Below are 19,739 nucleotides of genomic sequence, written 5' to 3' on the forward strand. Positions count from 1 at the left end.
GTTTCAAGTTTCAAGCTGCAAGTGGAAGCCGGTGAGCGCCATGCGGGCTTCTTCTTGCAGCTTGTAGCTTGCAACTTTCAGCTTTCAGCTAGAACCGCCTGCAGCTCATTGGGAGCCACCATGCAACACAACGTCATCCTGGTCTTGCTCGACGGCCTCAACTACCAGGTCGCCCACCATGCCATGGGCCACCTGCACGCCTATGTCGAGGCCGACCGCGCCGCGCTGTACCGCGTGGAATGCGAATTGCCATCGCTGTCACGGCCGTTGTACGAGTGCATCCTCACCGGCGTAGCGCCCATCGACAGCGGTATCGTGCACAACGGCGTCAACCGCCTGTCCAACCAACGCAGCGTGTTCCACTACGCGCGCGAGGCCAACCTGGGCACGGCGGCAGCGGCCTATCACTGGATGAGCGAGCTGTATAACCGCTCGCCTTTCGATCCGCAGCGCGACCGCCATACCCACGCCCCGAAGCTGCCGATCCAGCACGGGCTGTTCTATTGGGACGACCGTTACCCCGACTCCCACCTGCTGGCCGACGGCGAGTACCTGCGCCGGCGGCACGCCCCGAACTTTCTGCTGTTGCACCCCATGAGCATCGATGATGTCGGCCACCACCATGGCCTGGACAGCAGCCAGTACCGCAATGCCGCGCGCAGCGTGGACATCCTGCTGGCCGACTACCTGCCAGGCTGGCTCGAAGAGGGCTACCAGGTACTGGTCACTGCCGACCACGGCATGAACAACGACCGCTCGCACAATGGCTTGCTCACCGAGGAACGCGAAGTGCCGCTGTTCGTCTTTGGCGAAGCCTTCAGTCTTGACCCGGCCGCCAAGCCACAGCAGACCGAGCTATGCGGCACCATCTGCGAGCTGCTGGGCGTGGCGCATGACAAAACGGTATGCAAGGAGTTGCTCAAGTGAACCGCAGCCGCTACCTGGCCTTGCTGTGCCTACTGCCGTTCGCGGTGTTCTTCGTCATCTTCCAGATCGCCCCGCTGGCCTGGGTGGCGATCAACAGCCTGCAATCGGAGGCTGGCTGGGGCCTGGCCAACTTCAGCAAGGTGTTCACCTCGAAGTTCTACCTGCAGGCGTTGCAACGCAGCCTGGAGATCAGCTTCTGGTCGAGCCTGTTCGGTATCGTCATCGCTACCCTCGGTGCCTATTCGCTGCGCCAGGTAGACTCGAGGCTGCGCGACTTCGTCAGCGCTTTCGCCAACATGACCAGCAACTTCGCCGGGGTGCCGCTGGCCTTTGCCTTCATCATCCTGCTCGGTTTCAACGGCGCACTGACCCTGCTGCTGAAGCAGATCGGCCTGCTGGAAGACTTCAGCATCTATTCCAGAAACGGCCTGATCCTGGTGTACACCTACTTCCAGATCCCGCTGGGGGTGCTGCTGCTGTACCCGGCATTCGACGCGCTGCGCGAAGACTGGCGTGAATCGGCAGCACTGCTGGGCGCCAGCCACTGGCAGTTCTGGCGGCACATCGGCCTGCCGGTGCTGACCCCGGCCCTGCTGGGCACCTTCGTCATCCTGCTGGCCAATGCCCTTGGCGCGTACGCCACCGTGTACGCGCTGACCACTGGCAACTTCAACGTACTGCCGATCCGCATCGCTGGCCTGGTGGCCGGTGACATCAGCCTCGACCCCAACCTGGCCAGCGCGCTGGCAATGGTTCTGGTAGGGCTGATGACGCTGGTCACGGTGGTGCACCAATGGCTACTGAAACGGAGCTACCATGCGCGCTGAAACCCGTGCCGGCGGCTGGTACCACCGCGCCGTGGTGTACCTGCTGTTCCTGATTCTGCTGTTGCCCCTGGCCGGCACCCTGCTCTACTCGCTGGCCACCAGTTGGTCGGCCAGCCTGCTGCCCAGCGGCCTGACGTTCAAGTGGTACATCGCGTTGTGGAGCGAACCCCGCTTCCTGGCGGCGTTCGGCCAGTCGCTGCTGGTCTGCGTAGGGGCGCTGCTGCTGTCGGTGGTGCTGATCCTGCCCTTGTTGTTCGTGGTCCACTACCACTTCCCCAGGCTGGACGGGCTGATGAACATCCTGATCCTGCTGCCCTTCGCGGTACCGCCGGTGGTGTCGTCGGTAGGGCTGCTGCAGCTGTACGGCAGCGGGCCGATGGCCATGGTCGGCACGCCGTGGATCCTGATCGGCTGCTACTTCACCATCGCCCTGCCGTTCATGTACCGGGCGATCACCAACAACCTGCAGGCCATTCACCTGCACGACCTGATGGACGCAGCCCAGCTGCTGGGCGCCAGCACCTGGCAAGCCGCACTGCTGGTGGTGCTGCCAAACCTGCGCAAGGGCCTGATGGTGGCGCTGCTGCTGTCGTTCTCGTTCCTGTTCGGGGAGTTCGTGTTCGCCAACCTGCTGGTCGGCACCCGCTACGAGACCCTGCAGGTGTACCTGAACAACATGCGCAACAGCAGCGGCCACTTCAACAGCGCGCTGGTGATTTCCTACTTCGCCTTCGTGCTGGTACTGACCTGGGTTGCCAACCGCCTGAACAAGGACAAGACCTGACATGAGCTTCGTCAGCGTACAGCAATTGCACAAGAGCTATGCCGGCAACCCGGTTTTCGAGAACATCGACTGCCACATCGAGCGCGGCGAATTCGTCACCCTGCTCGGCCCCTCCGGGTGCGGCAAGTCCACGCTGCTGCGTTGCATCGCCGGGCTCACCCCGGTGGACCGCGGGCAGATCCTGCTGGACGGCCACGACATCGTGCCGCTGAGCCCGCAACAACGCGGCATCGGCATGGTGTTCCAGAGTTACGCGCTGTTCCCCAACATGACCGTGGAGCAGAACGTTGCCTTTGGCCTGCGCATGCAGAAGGTCAAGGCCGAGGAATGCCAGCGGCGCGTGCGCGAGGCACTGGACCTGGTCGAGCTGGGCACCTTTGCCGGGCGCTACCCGCACCAGTTGTCGGGCGGCCAGTGCCAGCGCGTGGCCTTGGCCCGCTCGCTGGTCACCCGGCCACGCCTGCTGCTGCTCGACGAGCCGCTGTCGGCACTGGATGCACGTATCCGCAAGCACCTGCGCGAGCAAATTCGCGCGATCCAGCGCGAACTGGGGCTGACGACCATCTTCGTCACCCACGACCAGGAAGAGGCGCTGACCATGTCCGACCGTATCTTCCTGATGAACCAAGGGCGCATTGTGCAAAGCGGCGATGCCGAAACCCTTTACACTGCGCCGGTGGACCTGTTTGCCGCAGGCTTTATCGGCAACTACAACCTGCTTGACGCCGACAGCGCCAGCCGCCTGCTGCAACGCCCGATAGCCTGCCGCCTGGCGATCCGCCCGGAATCCATCACCTTGGGCCTGGCGGGTGAGCGCGACGCCGAGGTACGCAGCCATAGCCTGCTGGGCAACGTGATCCGCTACCGCGTTCAAGTGCGTGGCGTGGAACTGGTGGTCGACGTACTCAACCGCTCGCCGGCCGACCTGCATGCAGACGGGCAACGGGTGAGCCTGTCGATCGACCCCACGGCGCTACGCGAAGTGGCCTAAGGAGATGCAACACGATGGCATTGGCAATTTTCGATCTGGACGAAACCCTGATCCACGGCGACTGCGCGTCGCTGTGGAGTGAACAGATGGCCCGGTTAGGCTGGGTCGACGGCAAGGAATTCCTGCGCCGCGACCATGAGCTGATGGAAGCGTACGGCAAAGGCCACCTGCAGATGGAGGACTACATGGCCTTCAGCCTGGAGCCGATAGCCGGGCGCACCCTGGAGGAAGTCGAGCATTTGGTGGAGCCGTGGGTTGAAGAGGTGATCGAACCGATCATCTACGGCGACGCCTGCCGCTGCATTGCCGAGCACCGCAAGCGCGGCGATCGCATTCTGATCATTTCCGCTTCGGGCACGCACCTGGTGGGGCCGATTGCGGCGCGCCTGGGCGTGGACGAATACCTGGCGATCGAGCTGGAGGCGGTGAACGGGGTGTATACCGGCAAGACCCATGGGGTACTGACCTACCGCGAGGGCAAGATTACCCGGCTGCTGGAGTGGCTGGACCAGGAGCAGGAGAACCTGGAGGGGGCGAGCTTCTATTCCGATTCGAGGAATGACCTGCCGTTGTTGTTGAAGGTGGATCACCCGTATGCGGTGAACCCGGATGGGGTGTTGCGCGAGCACGCCGAGAAGAACGGCTGGCCTGTTTTGAGTTGGACTTGAGGGCCATGGGGGCGCTTCGCGACACAAGGCCGCGCCTACAGGCAAATGCAAGCTCCTGTAGGAGCGGCCTTGTGTCGCGATGGGCTGCTCAGCAGCCCCGGCAACCTCAAGCCAGGCTCGGGTCGATCACCATCACCAACTTGCCCGACACCTGGTTGGTCTCCAGCTCGGCATACGCCGCCTGGGCAAACTCCACAGGGTAGGTATCGACCAGTTGCGGCGACAGGCGCCCTTCGCTGAACAGCGGCCACACCTGCTGCTGCAACTCGCGCAGCAACTCGGCCTTGAAGCTGTCATCACGGTTGCGCAGGGTAGAACCGGTGATCCCCAGGCGCTTGCCCAGTACCTGAGCCAGGTCCAGCTCGAACGTGCGGCCGCCCATCAGGCCGATGATCACCCAGCGCCCGTCACGGGCCAGCAGTTTGAGGTTGAGCTCACCATAGCTGGCCCCCACCGGGTCGAGAATCACGTCGAACGGGCCCAGCCCTTCCAGCGCGTCGAGGTTCTGGTTACGCACCACGCCACCTGCTGCGCCCAAGGCCTGGCAATAGGCCAGGCGGTCCGCCGAGCCGACGCTGACCCAGACCGGGCTGCCAAACGCCTTGCACAGCTGAATGGCTGCCGAGCCGACGCCGCTGGCACCGGCGTGCACCAAAACCTTCTCGCCCGCCTTCAGCGCACCAAGCTGGAAGATGTTCAGCCAGGCAGTGGCGTACACCTCTGGCAGTGCAGCGGCTTCATGCAGGCTAAGGCCTTCGGGCACCGGCAGTACGTGGCGGGCGTCGACCACCACTTCCTCGGCCATGGCACCGCTGGCCAGCAGCGCGCAGACCCGATCACCCACGCGCCAGGCTGCGCCAGCGCCCACTTCTTCGACTACCCCGGAGCACTCCAGCCCCATGTACGGGCTGGCACCTGGCGGCGGTGGGTACAAACCTTTCATCTGCAGCAAATCGGCGCGGTTCAACCCCGCCGCAGCCACGCGGATGCGCACTTGGCCCGCGTCACAGGTCGGGCGTTCGGCCTCGACCCAGGTCACATGTCCGTCAACGCCTTGCAATGCCTTCACAGTGCCTCCATAGTTGAATCATATGACCGAGCCTGGGATCGTTGTGCCCAGGCTTTTTGCAGTATGCGCCCGGCTCTTCTGGAACCGGCGAACGGAAAAGACGGCCTACTATGCGTGATCAATTGCCCCCACGTCGAATCAGCATGAAGCATTTCCTCCCAAGCACCGCCCTGGCCATGATGATCGGCCTGGGCAGCCTCGCGCTCGGCGGCAATGCAGCGGCCGCCAATAAATGGGACAGCCTGCAACCCGACCGCGACGAGATCGTCGCCAGCCTCAATGTGGTGGAGTTGCTCAAGCGCCACCATTACAGCAAGCCGCCACTGGATGACGCCCGTTCGGTCATCATCTATGACAGCTACATCAAGCTGCTGGACCCGGCGCGCAGCTACTTCACCGCGGCCGATATCGCCGAATTCGACAAGTGGAAAACGCAATTCGACGATTTCCTCAAAAGCGGCAACCTCGACCCGGGCTTCACCATCTACAAGCGCTACCTCGACCGCGTCAAGCAACGCCTGGACTTCGCCCTGGCCGAGCTGAACAAGGGCGTGGACAAAATGGACTTCACCACCAAGGAAACCTTGCTGATCGACCGCAAGGACGCGCCATGGCTGAAGGACCAGGCCGCGCTTGACGACCTGTGGCGCAAACGCGTGAAAGACGAAGTGCTGCGCCAGAAGATCGCCGGCAAGGAGCCCAAGCAGATCCAGGAAACCCTGACCAAGCGCTACAAGAACCAGCTGGCGCGCCTGGACCAGACCCGTGCCGAAGATATCTTCCAGGCCTACATCAACACCTTCGCCCAGTCCTACGATCCGCACACCAACTACCTGTCGCCAGACAACGCGGAAAACTTCGACATCAACATGAGCCTGTCGCTGGAAGGTATCGGCGCAGTGCTGCAAAGCGACAACGACCAGGTCAAGATCGTGCGCCTGGTGCCGGCCGGCCCGGCAGCCAAGACCAAGCAGGTGGCACCGGCAGACAAGATCATCGGTGTCGCCCAGGGCAACAAGGAAATGGTCGACGTGGTCGGCTGGCGCCTGGATGAAGTGGTCAAGCTGATCCGCGGCCCGAAAGGCTCGGTGGTGCGCCTGGAAGTCATCCCGGCCAGCAACGCACCGAGCGACCAGACCAGCAAGATCGTGTCGATCACCCGCGAAGCGGTGAAGCTGGAAGAGCAGGCGGCGAAGAAGTCGGTGCTCAAGCTCAAGCAGGACGGGCGTGACTACAAGCTGGGCATCATCGAGATCCCGGCCTTCTACCTGGACTTCAAGGCCTACCGCGCCGGCGACCCGGAGTACAAGAGCACCACGCGTGACGTGAAGAAACTGCTCACCGAGCTGCAGAAAGAGAAAGTCGACGGCGTGGTCATCGACCTGCGCAACAACGGCGGCGGCTCGTTGCAGGAAGCCACCGAACTGACCAGCCTGTTCATCGAGAAAGGCCCGACGGTGCTGGTGCGCAACAGCGATGGCCGGGTCGACGTGCTGGAAGACGAAAACCCGGGTGCCTTCTACAAAGGGCCGCTGGTGCTGCTGGTCAACCGCCTGTCGGCATCGGCCTCGGAGATTTTCGCCGGTGCCATGCAGGACTACCACCGCGCGTTGATCATTGGCGGCCAGACATTCGGCAAGGGCACCGTGCAGACCATCCAGCCGCTCAACCATGGCGAGCTGAAGCTGACACTGGCGAAGTTCTACCGGGTATCCGGGCAGAGCACCCAGCATCAGGGCGTACTGCCGGACATCGACTACCCATCGATCATCGACACCAAGGAAATTGGCGAAAGCGCCCTGCCCGAGGCCATGCCTTGGGACACCATTCGCCCGGTGGTCAAGCCCGCTGCCGACCCGTTCAAACCGTTCCTGGCGCAGCTCAAGGCTCAGCATGAGGCACGTAGCGACAAGGATGCCGAGTTCACCTACATCCGCGACCGCCTGGCCCTGACCCAGAAGCTGATGAACGAGAAAACCGTCAGCCTCAACGAGCAGGACCGCCGTGCCCGCCACGACGAGATCGAGGCGAAACAACTGGCGCTGGAAAACACCCGCCGCAAGGCCAAGGGTGAAGAACCGCTCAAAGAGCTGAAGAAAGAGGACGAAGACGCGCTGCCGGCCGAGGATGAAAACACCAAGCCGGAAGACGACGCCTACCTGGCGGAAACCGGTCGCATCCTGATCGACTACCTCAGCGCCAGCAGCAAAGTGGCCAAGAAGTAAGGCCGCTGGCTGTCGCGACATAACAAGGGCCGGGCATGCAAATGCCCGGCCCTTTCATTTCGTGCCTGCTTGGCTAAAACCCGGTGCAGCTGGCGATCAGGCGCTTTCGGGGTAGCTGTATTCGAACACCCGCACCACTTCGGAAGCATGCCACGACGCGGCCTCCATACCGTCGATCGGGCCGGAGAAGCGCCCCAGGCGCTCTACGCATTCGAAAAAGCCGGTACGCGGCAAGCGGCTGGCGCCCTGGCTGATGACCAACGAACTGCGTAGCGGTTGCTCGGCACGCGCGTCCAGCACCGCCAGGTATTCCAGCGCAGCGGTGAGTGTCTGCATGGCCGGGCTGGGCAATTGCAAGCGCTCGATCAGCGCTCTGTAAGTCAGCAAGTGACGTTGACGGCGGGCCAGGTCAAGCTCGCCCAGCAGGTTGTCCCAATGCTGACGGCTGATCCTGACCTGGCTCATGATGGCTCGCTCCAGCCCGCGACCCCCAGGTGCCAGGCCAGGGCACGGCGGATGGCGGCATCCGGGTGGCGTTCGCCTGATTCGATCATGGCCAGGTAGGCCGGGCTGACCCCAACATTACGCGCCAGTTGTTCAGGCGCGATGCCCTTGGCCTGGCGGATCTGTGCAACTTCACTGAACGCCGGCAGCGCTGCAACGGCTGCGGCGGGAGCCGGCTCGCTGGCAGCGGCCTCGGCAGGTGCCTGCCCTGCCGCCTGCAGCAGCGCCTGGTACTGCTCCCAGGGAACCACGGCGTACTCGGGCTGACCGTCGCGGCTGATGACCTGAATACCCATTACAAACCCCTTCAACAAGGATTACAGCATGCAATCCATACGGCCTATCTGGGGGAGCCGGCATAGGCGTTGCAACACAGCGCGGCGACCCTGCCCTCTCATCCAACCGGATGATAGCCAATAGCGAACGGCAATCGGGCTGCTCCCCTTCTGTTATATCTCATTGTAAGAGATTTCCAGCAGGCGTGCTTGAGAGCGGGTATCGACACACGAGGTCGGCCCCCAATGAATGTCAACGCCAGCTTGCAATCGCTGAAGCACCCACAGAATCAGAAAACAAGTATCAAGATGGATCGTTGGCTTCCCTGATCGGAGCGCCGATACATTGATTGAAGACGAGCTCCAAAGCCTGGTCATTGCCTTGAAAAGACTCGATATTCGCCGCTACCCACTGCTCCTGGCCAACCCGTCCCCAGGTAATCTCGAAACCAGCGTTCACGACTAGCCATTCAAACAGAACACGTTGGGCCCGACCATTACCTTCACGGAAGGGATGAGCGACATTCAATGTTCCATACGATTGAGCAACGGAAACCACGAGCGAATCACGAGAGTAGCCTTCAAACCAGCCCGCCCGCGCCATTCTGGAAAATTCTTTCGCTACCTCTGGCTCGATACGGTCCGGTACACAGAAGTGGCTATGGCCCTTGCTGATCTTTACGGATCGAGTTTCTCCAGCCCAACTGTAGATACTGGAAAACAGACAGCAGTGAATTCGTTTTAATGTACCTAGATCGTATGGAGGCTCTTCGAACTCCAGCTGCGATGCCGCTACCTGGGTGAGGTAACGCTCAGCATCAGCCAGATCCTCTGCATTGCGCAGATTGAGAAGGTTCTTCAGGACGTCCGTGTCAGGATAGCAATCAGGGTCTTGATAAACCCCATACTTGTCGACACTCAAGCCTTGAGTTGCCGCACGGCTTCGCGTGCAGCAGCACGGGCAGGCAACTTCGCTTTGCCGTCGTCTGGCGGCACGATAAAGCCTTCAAGGCGCAGGCTGTTTTCGAAATTCGCAGTGCGATGCTTGGCGAACCACGCTTTTTTGGCGTGCAGGCTTAGCTTGTCCATGGACGAGTCTCTAATGTCTGTAGGTGTCATTGTAGCCGACAGACTCCAAGCCAGGCCAGCTACCCAAAAGTTCGGTTTTACCGGGTATTGCGCTCCAGGCGCAGTGCTTCCGGTGTCGCGGGCAGCCGCTCGACCACGCGTAGCCGCTCGGGTGCCTGGCTGTCGCGCCAGGCCCTGAAGCGGGCCAGTTCGTCGGCCACGGTTTTCAGTACCCAGCCCAGCACTGCGATGTCGTCGAGGAACCCGACGCCCAGTAACCAGTCGGGGATAGCGTCGATGGGGCTGACGAAATACAGCAGGCCAGCGACGATGGTCACCAGCGCCTTGGGGCTGATGGCGCGGTATTCGCCGCGCCACCAAGCCAGGCACAGCGACTGCAGCAATTTAACGTCGTCACGCAACTGGCCAAGGCGTGGGCCTTTGCGCGCCACGGCGAACAGCAAGGCCGGCAACCGGCCGCGGCTGAGCAGGCGCTCGGCCAAGGGCAGGAAACGGGCGAAATTCCAGGGTGCGCTCATGGAACCTCCGAGAGGGAAAAGGTTATCCACATTTATTGTGGATAACCTTGTGAACAGGCCACAGTTTCTGACCCTGGGTGCCTGCCAGGCAAGGGCCCCGGTCAGATCGGGCGTTTTTTACACAGTCGTTACAGGCTGTTGCTACCAGCGCCGCGAGCGACTTGCGTCAGAAGCGTCCTACTTCTTCACGCTGCATTTCCTCGGACATTATCAGCAGTGGCAGGTTCGTCCAAGCAGCTAAAACGAAAACGCCCCGTAAAGACGGGGCGTTTTCGGCAAACAGCCAGTATTACTTGGCAGGGGCTTCGGCAGGCGCTTCAGCGTCCGGCTCAGCGCCTTGCAGCTGGGCCGGGTCCTTGATGGCGATCAGTTCAAGATCGAACACCAGTACCGAGTTGGCCGGGATCAGCGGGCTTGGGCTTTGTGCACCGTAGGCCAGTTCAGCCGGGATGAACAGCTTGTATTTCTCGCCAACGTGCATCAGCTGCAGGCCTTCGACCCAACCCGGGATGACGCCGCTCACCGGCAGGTCGATGGGGCTGCCGCGCTCGACGGAGCTGTCGAAGACCTTGCCGTCGATCAGCTTGCCTTCGTAGTGGACAGTCACCACGTCGGTCGGCTTGGGCTGCGGGCCGTCGGCCTTCTTGATCACTTCGTACTGCAGGCCCGAAGCGGTGGTTACGACACCCGGCTTCTTGGCGTTTTCCTCAAGGAACTTCTTGCCAGCAGAGGCGGCTTCTTCGCTGGCCTTGGCCAGGCGCTCTTCGGCACGTTTCTGCAGCGAGGTGAAGGCCTCTACCAGCTCTTCGTCCTTGATACGCTGTTCTTTCTTGCCAACGGCGTCTTCGATACCGAGGGCGACTGCTTTGGAATCAAGGTCTTCCATGCCTTCCTGAGCCAGGCTCTTGCCCATGTTCAGGCCGATTCCGTAGGAGGCTTTCTGCGCCGGGGTCTTCAGCTCGGGGCTGCTGGCCTGTTGATCACAGCCAGCCAGTACCAGGCCAACCAGGGCAACCGCAGCCGCCAAACGATGCTGTTTCATGTCATTTCCTTGTTCATGCGCCATAAGGGCAATCAGGGTAGAAGCCGCGAGCTTATCAGGCGTCCCCAACCCATGGCTACCGGCATAAGAGCCAACAAAGAGGGAATAGTTCCACAGCCTCGCGCACGGCAGAAAGGCCTGGATCAATGCAAAAAATCATTCGTCACGCTTTGTGTCGACCAAGATATACCAGAACGCTATCATCTGCCGCTTTCGGGGTACTGGCCCAAGTGCGGCCCAGCTATCCAGACCAGGCTTCAGGGATGCACGATGAGATGGGACGGCGCAGTAACTTTCGGTGAGTACTGGCTGGGCTACACCGGCAAGTCCGACCAGACTGCCGCCCACGCCCATGTCGCTATCCAGTTATGCATCGGCCTGCGCCATGACATCACCGTGGAGTTTGGCACGCAGACCCTCAGCGCCCCTGGGGTACTGATCGGGCCTTCGGTAGACCACAGGTCACTGCCCAACCCTGACCGCGTCGCTTTTCTGTACTTCTACCCAGATGCACCACTGGGCCGTGCGCTCAAAGCCTTGCTTGATGAAAGCGGTAAGACCGCGGTCAGCCAGGACATCGTCGATTGCGTGCGCCAAGCCGCCTGCTTTCATGAGGTGGTGGCTGCCTTGGAACTCAAGCTGGTGCCACCAGAAAGCTTCGACCCGCGCCTGACCAATGCACTGCACCTGCTACGCCAGGACTGGGCGGGCATTGGCGCGGTATCCCGCGCGGCCAGCGCGGTGGGCCTGTCCAGCCCACGTCTGCGCTTTTTTGCCACCCGGCAGATGGGTGTGCCGCTGTCGCAGTGGATCATCTGGCGCAAACTGGAGCGTGCCTGCCACGCCCTTGCACATGGTGCCAGCCTCAGCGACGCAGCGATCGCCGGTGGTTTCGCTGACCAGGCCCACCTTACACGCATGATGCGACGCATGGTCGGCATGTCACCAAGCCGCGTTGCCATGGTGCTGCGCAATACAAGCGATTCGTTCAAGAAACCGCAGTTGTAAATCGCCATCATCCCCTCCAGCCCGCGCCAACCGGGGTCTCCACCACCAGGCGCCGGGTCGCTTGCCGGCCGCCTGTAACCATGGGCACTCAGGTCGGCTTTTTTATCGTTCCGGATCCATAACGACAAGGACGAGAGCGTGTGACATGACGAAAGGCAAGTCCGCCAAGTTGGCAGTATCGATACTGGTCATTGCAGGTCTGGCCGTGCTGGGGCTGCAACGCTGGCAGTACGCGAGGCAGTACGTCAGTACAGATAACGCCGAAGTGGACGGTGTGATCATACCCATCCGGGCCCGGCTGAGTGGCGTCGTAGTGCAGGTACCGGTGCATGAGAACACGCGGGTGAACGAAGGTGACCTGCTCTTCCAAATACGTGACGACGAATACCAGCAGCGTGTTGAACAGGCTCAAGCCAATTACCTGGGCGCGCTTATGGCGACTGGTCAAGGTGGCATGCCTGGCCTGGTGGACAGCCAGGTCCGCGGCGCGGCAGCCCGTAGCCAGGCAGCACAGGCGACCATCGGTCAGTTGGCGGCCAGCGCTGGCCAAGCCCGCAGCGACTACCAGCGGGCACAGCGTCTGGCCGACCAAGGCGTGGTCAGTACCCAGGAGTTGGAAGCGGCACAGACTCGCTTCGCTGCGCTGAGCCATCAGTTGCAGGCGGCCCGCGACAACGCCAAGGCGGCCCGTGAGGGCACCTTGGCCAATCAGGCTGCACTGAAAGTTGAAGCGTACCGAATCAAGACCGCCGAAGCGGCGTTGGCCCTGGCCCGCATCGAACTGCAGGACACCCGGCATGCCTCACCCCAAGGGGGAGTGATCGTTCACAAGGATGTGCAACCCGGGCAGTTCGTGGTGGCCGGCCAGAAGCTGCTGAGTCTGGTCAGTACCGAGCACCTGTGGGTAGTGGCCAACTTCAAGGAAACCCAGATCGGCAGGGTACGTGTCGGCCAGCCGGCGCGCATCAGCATCGATGCCTTCCCAGGGCAGCAGTTCGCCGGCGTGGTGCACAGCCTGGTACCGGCAACGGGCGCGCGCTTCTCGCTGCTGCCACAGGAAAACGCCTCCGGTAACTTTACCAAGGTGGTGCAGCGGGTTCAGGCGCGTATCGAGTTCCGCGAGTTGCCCGCCACCCTGCAGCAGGCGCTTGGCCAAGGCATGAGCGTGTTCGTCGAGGTCGATACCCGCAACAGCGGGCAAGCCCTATGAGGTCCCCGTGGCTGGTGGCCGTGACGGTCACCCTGATCTCGATGATGGAGTTGCTCGACGTGACGATCGTCAACGTCGCTATTCCCAGCCTGATGGGCAGCTTTGGGGCGTCGGTCGACGAGATTTCCTGGGTCTCGACCGGTTACATCGTCGCCAACGTGGTCATCCTGCCGGCCAGTGGCTGGCTGTCCGCCTGGTTTGGCCGGCGCCGCTACTACCTGGTTTCGTCGGCGCTTTTCGTAGTGGCTTCACTGGGTTGTGCGCTATCCCAGGAGCTGTGGCAGATGGTTTTCTGGCGGGTGATCCAGGGCTTGGCCGGGGGCGGCCTGCTGGGCATTTCGCAGGCGATCATCTACGACGTGTTCCCAAAGGAAAAAGTCAGCTCCGGCATGGCCTTGTACGGTGTCGGGGTAATGATGGGGCCCACGCTGGGCCCGTCGGTTGGGGGATACTTGATCGATGAATTTTCCTGGCACTGGATTTTTCTGATCAACCTGCCGATCGGGGCGTTGGCTTTACTGCTGGCGTGGCTGTGCGTGGGCGACTCGGCCAACGAGAAACGCCCGCACAGCATCGATTACCTGGGGTTCGTGCTGCTTGCCGTGGGTGTGGGCAGCTTGCAGATCCTGCTAGAGCGCGGCGAGCACTGGGACTGGCTGGAGTCGAACCTGAGCCTGCTGTGCATGGCCCTGGCGTTGCTGGGCTTGCTGGGCTTCTGCTATTGGGAGCGACGCGTGGCCAATCCCATCGTCAACCTGGCACTGTTCAACAACCGTGAATTCCTGCTGGGGTCGGTCTGCGCCTTTTGCGTTGGCTTCGGCCTGTACAGCACCTTGTTCATGGTGCCCCTGCTGCTGCAGACGCTACTCGAACAGAGCGCCTACCAAAGCGGCCTTGTCATCTTCCCCGGGGCCCTGGCCAGCGCGGTCAGCACTCTGGTAATCGGCAAGCTATCGCAGGAAAACCGTATTGATGAGCGCTACTTCATATGCTTGGGCATCCTGGTGTACGGCTACGCCATGTACCTGCATACGCAATTCACCCTGCAAAGCAATCCCGACACCCTCTACTGGCCGCTGATCATTCGCGGCTTCGGCCTGGGCATGATCTTCGTCCCATTGACCAACCTGGCCATGCGCCAGTTGCCGGGGCAGCTCATTTCCGTGGGCTCCGGCGTACTGAACCTGATGCGTCAGCTGGGTGGCAGCGTCGGCATCGCTATTGCCGCAACCTTGCTAACGCGTTTCTCCTGGGCCCGCTACCGCCAGTTGTCCGAACACGTCGACGAAAACCGACTGGTCGCCAGCGGCTGGGACCTGGCCAGCCTTGACCCACGGCGGCTATCCACCGACCTGACCAGCCCCGATCAGGCCAATGCCCTACTGGCCTTCATCCAAGCCCGGGAGCAGGCGCAGATGCTCGGCTTCAGCATGCTTTTCGGACTGCTCGGCGCCGTGATGCTGATCGGCGTGCCGATGGTGCTACTGATGCGCAATTCCCGCCAACCCAAGCCCTCACTTGCAAAGGAGTCCGCGACGTGTTCGGACAATGCACCCCCATCCGTCTAGCCTTGCTTGTGCTGACGCTGGTTTGCGCCAGCCCGGCCCAGGCGCGTGATCTATACCAAGCCTACCAGCAGGCCCTGGGGCATGACATGGCCTATGCCGCAGCCGAACAGCGCCAGCTGGCCGCAGCGCAGAAGGCTGAGCAAGGGTTGGCAACGTTATTGCCGCATCTGTCGTTTGAAAGCGGCGCAGCCTGGGTCGACCGCGAACACAGCGGTGCGCTCAGGCGCAACCGCGACAACACCAATGCCTATGCGCTGGTGTTGATCCAGCCGCTGCTGCGCTGGCAGAACGTGATCGGCCATGAGCAGGGCAAGGCCCAGGCCACGGCTGGCGAAATCGACCTGCTCGCAGCGCGCCAGGACTTGATGCTGCGCGTCGCCGACGCCTACTTCGAACTGTTGCTGTCCGAGGACCAATTGGCTACCACCCGCCAGCAGGTTCGAACCCTCGGCCGGCAACTGGACAAGGCGCAGCGCTTTCGCCGTGAGGGCTCAGGAACCCCGAGCGAGGTACAGCGCGTCCAGGCCCGCTACGACATGGCACAGGCCGAGCAGATTGCCGCCGACAATACCTTGCGCCTCAGTCAGCAGGCTCTTGGCCGGCTGACCGGGAGCACCCCGGGTGCCCTGGCCAGGCTCGATGAACAAGTCGCGTTCAGCGGCCCGCAACCGGCACGGCTGGCTGCCTGGGCGGACCAGGCCCGCCAGCATAATCTGAAGGTGCAGGCCGCCGAGGTCCGCCAACTGATTGCCGAACAGGAAGTGGAAAAGCAAAAGGCCGGCCACCTGCCCACCCTCGACCTGGTGGCCGCGCATGGCCGCTTTGCCTCGGTCGGTGGCAGCCTGTACGACGTGACAGTGCCCGAGGAGAAATACACACAAACCGTGGTTGGCGTGCAGCTCAGCGTACCGTTGTATTCCGGGGGCGCCACCCAGAGCCGCACCCGCGAAGCCCATGCCTTGCAAGGTGCCGCTCGGAACGAGCTGGAAGATGCACGCCGCGAGGCCGAGTTCATGGCCCGCCAGGCCTACTTGAACCTGACCGGCGGCATCAGCCAGTACCAAGCCCTGCAACAGGCTCTGCGCTCCAGCCAGAGTGACCTGCGCATGACCGCACATGCCTTCGAGGCGGGCGCCCGGATAAGCAACGATGTGCTCGAGGCCGAACAGCAGCTGACCCGCACCCGCCTGCAATTGGCACGGCAACGCTATGCCATCCTGCAGGCGCAGCTACGCCTGATGGCAGCCAGTGGCAGCCTCAATGACGACAACCTCAAGGCGCTGAGCGCCCTGCTGACAGCGCAGGCTCAGGGGTAAACGCCCTCGCGGTACTGCCCGGCCACTTCGCGCAGCACTTCACACACCCACTGCCCCGGCAGGCTTTGCGGCAGGGCCGCATTACGACAAATGCCCACCGAGCCACCGGGTTCACGCACACCCAGGTCAAGCTCGACCAGCTCGCCACGGCGCAGGTCGAGCAGCACGGCATCGCGCGGCGCCACCCACACGCCGTCACTGCTCAGCAGATAGCGCCGGCTCAACGCCAGGGACAGCGTTTCCAGGCGCTGCGCCGGCATCTGGATGCCGCATTGCACGAACAGGCTGTCGGCATGCTGGCGGATGGTGGTACCCGCAGGCGGCAAAACCAAGGGGTAACGCCCTACCTGGCCGCGCTCAACGGGTGTGCCGGTCAGCAGTGGGTGACCTGGGCGTACCACCAGGCTCATCGACTCGCTGTACAGGTGCTCGAACGACAAACCCTGGATTTGCGGGCTGTCGGTCATGCGCCCGACCACCAGCTCCAGTTCCCCCAGGTGCAGTTGGCCAAGCAGCTGTGCGCTGACCCCGGTCACCACCCTGATCACCAGCGCCTCATGACGCTGATGCAGGCGGCACAGCACTTCGGGCATGAGCAGGCCCTCGACCGTGGACAGCACGCCGATGCGGACCTGCGACGGCGCCCGTGCCTCGCCGCGCAGGCTGCTGACGCCATCGCGCAGGGCTTGCACGCTGGGCCCGGCATAGCGCATGAAGCGCGTACCGGCCGGCGTCAGCTCGACCCCTTGGCGGCTGCGCGCGAACAGCCGCGTTTCCAGCAGGTCTTCGAGCTCCTTGAGGGTCTTGGAGATCGCCGGCTGACTGATGGCGAGCACGTTGGCAGCCCTGGCCAGGCTGCCCTGCCGGGCAATCTCCAGAAAGCACAGCAGGTGGCGGTACTTGATGCGGGTGTCGAGGTTCATGCCGGCAAGCTTACCGCATCGCCGCCTGTGGCGTATCCGGGTCGCGCTGCTGGCGGCGGAACTGCCCGGGTGGCAGGCCGTGGATCTGGCGGAAACGTCGGGAAAAGTAGGCTTCGTCGGCAAAGCCGCACAGCCGTGCCACCTCGCCCACCGGGCGGCTGCCGTTGAGCAGGTAGTTGCGTGCGGCGTGCATGCGCCGCTCCAGCACCAGCTCACTGAAGGTCTTGCCGATTTCCTTGCGCAGCCAGTGGGTCAAGTAGGTGGGCGACAGGTAGGTGGCGGCGGCGACCTTCTGCAGGTTGAGGTCGGGGTCGTCGATATGCCTGCGCAGGTATTCGCTCATGCGGCCCAGCGCAGCGCGGCGGCTGAGCTGTGCGGCATTGCTCTCGGCCAGTTCGCGCAGCGGCTCGGCATACAGGCCACAGACCTGGCCGATCAGTTGCAGCAACAGGCCCTTGAGGATTTCGCGGGTGCCGAAGCGGCGGTTGGCATCCAGTACACGCATGCGGTCGAGGACTTGGCGTAACTCGGCAAAGTCGGCCTCGCCCAGGCAAAAGTCGAGGTGCTCCTGAAAGCGGAAGGGGGACAGCTCTGGCGCCTGCAGGATCGACACCTCTTCCAGGTCCATCGGGTCACAGGCCAAGTGGGGCAGCAGGAAGGTCTGGGAGAAGTTGATCACCACGAAGTCACTGTTGGCCGGGTGCGGGATCACATGCACCCGGTGCGGCAGGATGAAAGCCAGGGTGTTGCGCCTGAAGGGGCGCTGCACGCTACCGATGTGTTGCACCGTGTCGCCGCCCAGGTTGACCTGGATCTGGAAGTACTCGTGGCGATGCGGCGCTGTCTCGGCGGGGCGGCCGCGCTGGTCGCGGATGTAGAAGTCCATCAGCTCGCTGCGCTGCTGCATGACGTAGGTCGGGACCTCGCGCTTTGGGGGCATTGGGCTTACTCCAGGTTCCAGAATGGCGCTGCCTGTTCCGGCCGCTTCGCGGGCACGCCCGCTCCCACAGCATCATCACAGGGCTTGAAGGCTGCGCTGCACCTGTGGGAGCGGGCGTGCCCGCGAAGCGGCCGGAACAGGCAACGCAAGTTGTACGATGTCCAAACTCATCAAATTAAACCTGTCTGCAAAAACCTGCGCAACCCTGAACGTCCACAGCCCGCTAGAAATGCGACACCCAGCAGAAAAACCGGTCAAAACCCTACCTCTCGATTTTTTGGACAGTGCAGTCTTCCCTCGCCTCCCGTGAAAAAAACGATCTAAAACCGCCGTTGCATTCAAGACGTTGTACGACCACCTTAGTAAAGGGACTGCAGCCCAACCTCTACCAACAACAACAAACGAGGTCGACTCATGTCGAGCACGCCTACCCCCCGCGCCGCGTCGTCGTACGCGCTGGACGCGGCCCCTGCCCAGCGCCTGCCCACCCGCCGCCGCTGGTTCATGCTGTCGCTGCTGCTGGTGGCGACCATCATCAACTACGTCGACCGGGTGAACATTTCCATCGCCGCGCCGTTCATGGCCAAGGACCTTGGCCTGGACAAGGTCGAGATGGGCCTGATTTTCTCCGCCTTCGCCTGGACCTACGCCCTGGCCTTGGTGCCGGCAGGCTTTATCGCCGACCGCTTCGGCTCGCGCCTGACCTACGGCGTGTCGCTGATCAGCTGGTCGGCAGTGACCGTGGCCCAGGGCCTGGCCAGTGGCTTTGCCTCACTGTTCGGCCTGCGCCTGGCGGTCGGTGCCATGGAGGCCCCGGCCTTCCCGGCCAACAGCCGCGCCGTCACCGTGTGGTTCCCCGCCCGCGAGCGCGGCATGGCCAGCAGCATCTACGTGTGCGGCCAGTACCTGGGCACGGCGCTGTTCACTGGCGCCCTGCTGTGGCTGGCGACCACCTACGACTGGCGCCATGTGTTCTACAGCACGGGCCTGGTCGGCATCGTGTTTGGCGTGCTGTGGCTGTTCCTGTACCGCGACCCGTTGAACTGCAAGAAGGTCAGCAAGGAAGAACTGGCCTACATAGAGAACGGCGGCGGCTTGGTCAAAAGCAGCCAGCAACGCACCCGTTTCGACTGGCGCCAGGTCGCCGAGCTGTTCCGCTACCGCCAGGTGTGGGCGATCTGCCTGGGCAAGTTCGCCAGCACCTCGGCGCTGTATTTCTTCCTGACCTGGTTCCCGACCTACCTGATCGAAGAGCGCCAGCTGACCTTGATCAAGGTCGGCATTTTCGCGGTCATGCCGTTCATTGGCGCCACGGTCGGCATCCTGTTGGCGGGCATCGTCTCCGACCTGCTGATCCGCAAGGGCTACTCGCTGTCGTTTGCCCGCAAGCTGCCGCTGGTGGTGGGCTCGATGCTGGGCATGTCGATCGTGCTGGTGAACTTCACCGACTCCAACGTGCTGTGCATCGCCGTCCTGACCCTGGCGTTCTTTGCCCAGGGTATCGCTTCGTCGTCATGGGCGGCGGTGTCGGAAGTGGCGCCCAAGGAGTTGATCGGCCTGACCGGCGGGATTACCAGCCTGGCCGCTAACATTGGCGGCATCGTTACGCCCATCGTGATTGGCGCGATCGTGCAGGCCAGCGGTTCATTCGCCATGGCGTTCTGGTTCATTGGCGCGGTGGCGTTGATGGGGACGCTTTCGTATTCGCTGCTGCTGGGGAAGCTGTACCGCATCGAGCTCAAGACTGCAGCTTGAGATTCCCACGGCCTGTGCTGGCCTCATCGCTGGCAAGCCAGCGCCCACAAGGCCTGCGCAGTTGCCTGGACCTGTGGGCGCCGGCTTGCCGGCGATAGGG

At 62.7% G+C, this 19,739-nt stretch carries 20 protein-coding genes; 11 read left to right on the plus strand and 9 right to left on the minus strand.

Annotated elements, in window-relative coordinates; translation table 11 throughout:
- The first annotated feature begins 120 nt into the window (after positions 1–120).
- The 5 genes from GYA94_RS19230 to GYA94_RS19250 are packed head-to-tail and all read left to right on the plus strand — an operon-like array spanning position 121 to position 4,197.
- Positions 121–927: an alkaline phosphatase family protein gene (locus GYA94_RS19230; protein ID WP_110678064.1), complete on the plus strand. Its 807-nt coding sequence runs from the start codon at positions 121–123 to the stop codon at positions 925–927.
- A complete protein-coding gene (locus tag GYA94_RS19235; protein ID WP_054881375.1) occupies positions 906–1,754 on the plus strand; it encodes an ABC transporter permease in 849 nt (282 codons plus the stop codon). Before GYA94_RS19230 ends, GYA94_RS19235 begins: the two co-directional genes overlap by 22 nt.
- Positions 1,744–2,538, plus strand: a complete 795-nt coding sequence (locus tag GYA94_RS19240) for an ABC transporter permease (RefSeq protein WP_009686246.1) — start codon at positions 1,744–1,746, stop codon at positions 2,536–2,538. Before GYA94_RS19235 ends, GYA94_RS19240 begins: the two co-directional genes overlap by 11 nt.
- A 1-nt stretch (position 2,539) precedes the next feature.
- Positions 2,540–3,529 (plus strand): ABC transporter ATP-binding protein, encoded by a 990-nt coding sequence (locus tag GYA94_RS19245; protein ID WP_110678062.1) that lies wholly within the window; start codon positions 2,540–2,542, stop codon positions 3,527–3,529.
- 14 nt (positions 3,530–3,543) lie between these two features.
- Complete coding sequence (locus GYA94_RS19250; RefSeq protein ID WP_070085845.1) at positions 3,544–4,197, plus strand: HAD family hydrolase; 654 nt, start codon at positions 3,544–3,546, stop codon at positions 4,195–4,197.
- A 106-nt stretch (positions 4,198–4,303) separates the two neighbouring features.
- Here the strand turns inward: GYA94_RS19250 and GYA94_RS19255 are convergent, their stop codons facing one another.
- On the minus strand, positions 4,304–5,266 hold the full coding sequence (locus GYA94_RS19255; protein ID WP_110678060.1) for an NAD(P)H-quinone oxidoreductase: 963 nt from the start codon (positions 5,264–5,266) through the stop codon (positions 4,304–4,306).
- Between the two features lie 143 nt (positions 5,267–5,409).
- Between GYA94_RS19255 and GYA94_RS19260 the strand changes: the two genes are divergently transcribed.
- Positions 5,410–7,491: a carboxy terminal-processing peptidase gene (locus tag GYA94_RS19260; RefSeq protein ID WP_167524230.1), complete on the plus strand. Its 2,082-nt coding sequence runs from the start codon at positions 5,410–5,412 to the stop codon at positions 7,489–7,491.
- Between the two features lie 96 nt (positions 7,492–7,587).
- On the opposite strand, the gene GYA94_RS19265 is transcribed toward GYA94_RS19260, so the two are convergent.
- The 6 genes from GYA94_RS19265 to bamJ all read right to left on the minus strand — a co-directional run bounded on the left by GYA94_RS19265 (position 7,588) and on the right by bamJ (position 10,919).
- Positions 7,588–7,956 carry a hypothetical protein gene (locus GYA94_RS19265; RefSeq protein WP_009686241.1) on the minus strand — a complete coding sequence of 123 codons (369 nt, stop codon included), beginning with the start codon at positions 7,954–7,956 and terminating at the stop codon, positions 7,588–7,590.
- Entirely contained in the window at positions 7,953–8,291 is a 339-nt protein-coding gene (locus GYA94_RS19270; RefSeq protein WP_054890369.1) for a helix-turn-helix domain-containing protein, read from the minus strand. Before GYA94_RS19270 ends, GYA94_RS19265 begins: the two co-directional genes overlap by 4 nt.
- Before the next feature lie 283 nt (positions 8,292–8,574).
- Complete coding sequence (locus tag GYA94_RS19275; protein WP_161892888.1) at positions 8,575–9,192, minus strand: Fic/DOC family protein; 618 nt, start codon at positions 9,190–9,192, stop codon at positions 8,575–8,577.
- Positions 9,189–9,359, minus strand: a complete 171-nt coding sequence (locus GYA94_RS19280) for a YhfG family protein (RefSeq protein WP_009686237.1) — start codon at positions 9,357–9,359, stop codon at positions 9,189–9,191. Before GYA94_RS19280 ends, GYA94_RS19275 begins: the two co-directional genes overlap by 4 nt.
- Positions 9,360–9,436: 77 nt before the next feature.
- The gene (locus GYA94_RS19285) at positions 9,437–9,877 is read right to left on the minus strand and encodes a YkvA family protein (RefSeq protein ID WP_029885873.1); all 441 of its coding nucleotides are present in this window, start codon (positions 9,875–9,877) and stop codon (positions 9,437–9,439) included.
- 289 nt (positions 9,878–10,166) lie between these two features.
- Positions 10,167–10,919 carry a BamJ family beta-barrel-assembly machinery protein gene (gene bamJ, locus GYA94_RS19290; RefSeq protein ID WP_161892889.1) on the minus strand — a complete coding sequence of 251 codons (753 nt, stop codon included), beginning with the start codon at positions 10,917–10,919 and terminating at the stop codon, positions 10,167–10,169.
- Between the two features lie 270 nt (positions 10,920–11,189).
- Between bamJ and GYA94_RS19295 the strand changes: the two genes are divergently transcribed.
- The 4 genes from GYA94_RS19295 (at position 11,190) to GYA94_RS19310 (ending at position 16,021) form a co-directional block, all read left to right on the plus strand.
- Positions 11,190–11,927 carry an AraC family transcriptional regulator gene (locus tag GYA94_RS19295; RefSeq protein WP_110678052.1) on the plus strand — a complete coding sequence of 246 codons (738 nt, stop codon included), beginning with the start codon at positions 11,190–11,192 and terminating at the stop codon, positions 11,925–11,927.
- 145 nt (positions 11,928–12,072) lie between these two features.
- On the plus strand, positions 12,073–13,137 hold the full coding sequence (locus GYA94_RS19300) for an HlyD family secretion protein (RefSeq protein ID WP_161892890.1): 1,065 nt from the start codon (positions 12,073–12,075) through the stop codon (positions 13,135–13,137).
- The gene (locus GYA94_RS19305; RefSeq protein WP_110678034.1) at positions 13,134–14,705 is read left to right on the plus strand and encodes a DHA2 family efflux MFS transporter permease subunit; all 1,572 of its coding nucleotides are present in this window, start codon (positions 13,134–13,136) and stop codon (positions 14,703–14,705) included. The genes GYA94_RS19300 and GYA94_RS19305 overlap by 4 nt, the downstream gene beginning before the upstream one ends.
- Positions 14,675–16,021 (plus strand): TolC family outer membrane protein, encoded by a 1,347-nt coding sequence (locus GYA94_RS19310; RefSeq protein ID WP_161892891.1) that lies wholly within the window; start codon positions 14,675–14,677, stop codon positions 16,019–16,021. The genes GYA94_RS19305 and GYA94_RS19310 overlap by 31 nt, the downstream gene beginning before the upstream one ends.
- Here GYA94_RS19310 and pcaQ read toward each other — a convergent pair.
- Positions 16,012–16,944 (minus strand): pca operon transcription factor PcaQ, encoded by a 933-nt coding sequence (gene pcaQ / locus GYA94_RS19315; RefSeq protein ID WP_161892892.1) that lies wholly within the window; start codon positions 16,942–16,944, stop codon positions 16,012–16,014. The two genes, GYA94_RS19310 and pcaQ, sit on opposite strands and share 10 nt — an antisense overlap.
- 10 nt (positions 16,945–16,954) lie before the next feature.
- Positions 16,955–17,884, minus strand: coding sequence for a helix-turn-helix transcriptional regulator (locus tag GYA94_RS19320; RefSeq protein ID WP_054905610.1), 930 nt, complete (start codon positions 17,882–17,884; stop codon positions 16,955–16,957).
- A gap of 414 nt (positions 17,885–18,298) precedes the next feature.
- Here GYA94_RS19320 and GYA94_RS19325 point away from each other — a divergent pair, with 414 nt between their 5' ends.
- A complete protein-coding gene (locus GYA94_RS19325) occupies positions 18,299–19,639 on the plus strand; it encodes an MFS transporter (RefSeq protein WP_110678027.1) in 1,341 nt (446 codons plus the stop codon).
- Positions 19,640–19,739: the final 100 nt, after the last annotated feature.

Source organism: Pseudomonas juntendi (assembly GCF_009932375.1).
Taxonomy (GTDB): Bacteria; Pseudomonadota; Gammaproteobacteria; order Pseudomonadales; family Pseudomonadaceae; genus Aquipseudomonas; species Aquipseudomonas juntendi.

Excerpts from the sequence above, each read along its gene's own strand:
- GYA94_RS19260 (WP_167524230.1), top strand. The coding sequence starts at position 5,410 with ATGAAGCATTTCCTCCCAAGCACCGCCCTGGCCATGATGATCGGCCTG.
- GYA94_RS19285 (WP_029885873.1), bottom strand. The coding sequence starts at position 9,877 with ATGAGCGCACCCTGGAATTTCGCCCGTTTCCTGCCCTTGGCCGAGCGC.
- GYA94_RS19265 (WP_009686241.1), bottom strand. The coding sequence starts at position 7,956 with ATGAGCCAGGTCAGGATCAGCCGTCAGCATTGGGACAACCTGCTGGGC.
- GYA94_RS19270 (WP_054890369.1), bottom strand. The coding sequence starts at position 8,291 with ATGGGTATTCAGGTCATCAGCCGCGACGGTCAGCCCGAGTACGCCGTG.
- bamJ (WP_161892889.1), bottom strand. The coding sequence starts at position 10,919 with ATGAAACAGCATCGTTTGGCGGCTGCGGTTGCCCTGGTTGGCCTGGTA.
- GYA94_RS19245 (WP_110678062.1), top strand. The coding sequence starts at position 2,540 with ATGAGCTTCGTCAGCGTACAGCAATTGCACAAGAGCTATGCCGGCAAC.
- GYA94_RS19250 (WP_070085845.1), top strand. The coding sequence starts at position 3,544 with ATGGCATTGGCAATTTTCGATCTGGACGAAACCCTGATCCACGGCGAC.
- GYA94_RS19280 (WP_009686237.1), bottom strand. The coding sequence starts at position 9,359 with ATGGACAAGCTAAGCCTGCACGCCAAAAAAGCGTGGTTCGCCAAGCAT.
- pcaQ (WP_161892892.1), bottom strand. The coding sequence starts at position 16,944 with ATGAACCTCGACACCCGCATCAAGTACCGCCACCTGCTGTGCTTTCTG.
- GYA94_RS19240 (WP_009686246.1), top strand. The coding sequence starts at position 1,744 with ATGCGCGCTGAAACCCGTGCCGGCGGCTGGTACCACCGCGCCGTGGTG.
- GYA94_RS19305 (WP_110678034.1), top strand. The coding sequence starts at position 13,134 with ATGAGGTCCCCGTGGCTGGTGGCCGTGACGGTCACCCTGATCTCGATG.
- GYA94_RS19320 (WP_054905610.1), bottom strand. The coding sequence starts at position 17,884 with ATGCCCCCAAAGCGCGAGGTCCCGACCTACGTCATGCAGCAGCGCAGC.
- GYA94_RS19300 (WP_161892890.1), top strand. The coding sequence starts at position 12,073 with ATGACGAAAGGCAAGTCCGCCAAGTTGGCAGTATCGATACTGGTCATT.
- GYA94_RS19235 (WP_054881375.1), top strand. The coding sequence starts at position 906 with ATGCAAGGAGTTGCTCAAGTGAACCGCAGCCGCTACCTGGCCTTGCTG.
- GYA94_RS19325 (WP_110678027.1), top strand. The coding sequence starts at position 18,299 with ATGTCGAGCACGCCTACCCCCCGCGCCGCGTCGTCGTACGCGCTGGAC.
- GYA94_RS19230 (WP_110678064.1), top strand. The coding sequence starts at position 121 with ATGCAACACAACGTCATCCTGGTCTTGCTCGACGGCCTCAACTACCAG.
- GYA94_RS19295 (WP_110678052.1), top strand. The coding sequence starts at position 11,190 with ATGAGATGGGACGGCGCAGTAACTTTCGGTGAGTACTGGCTGGGCTAC.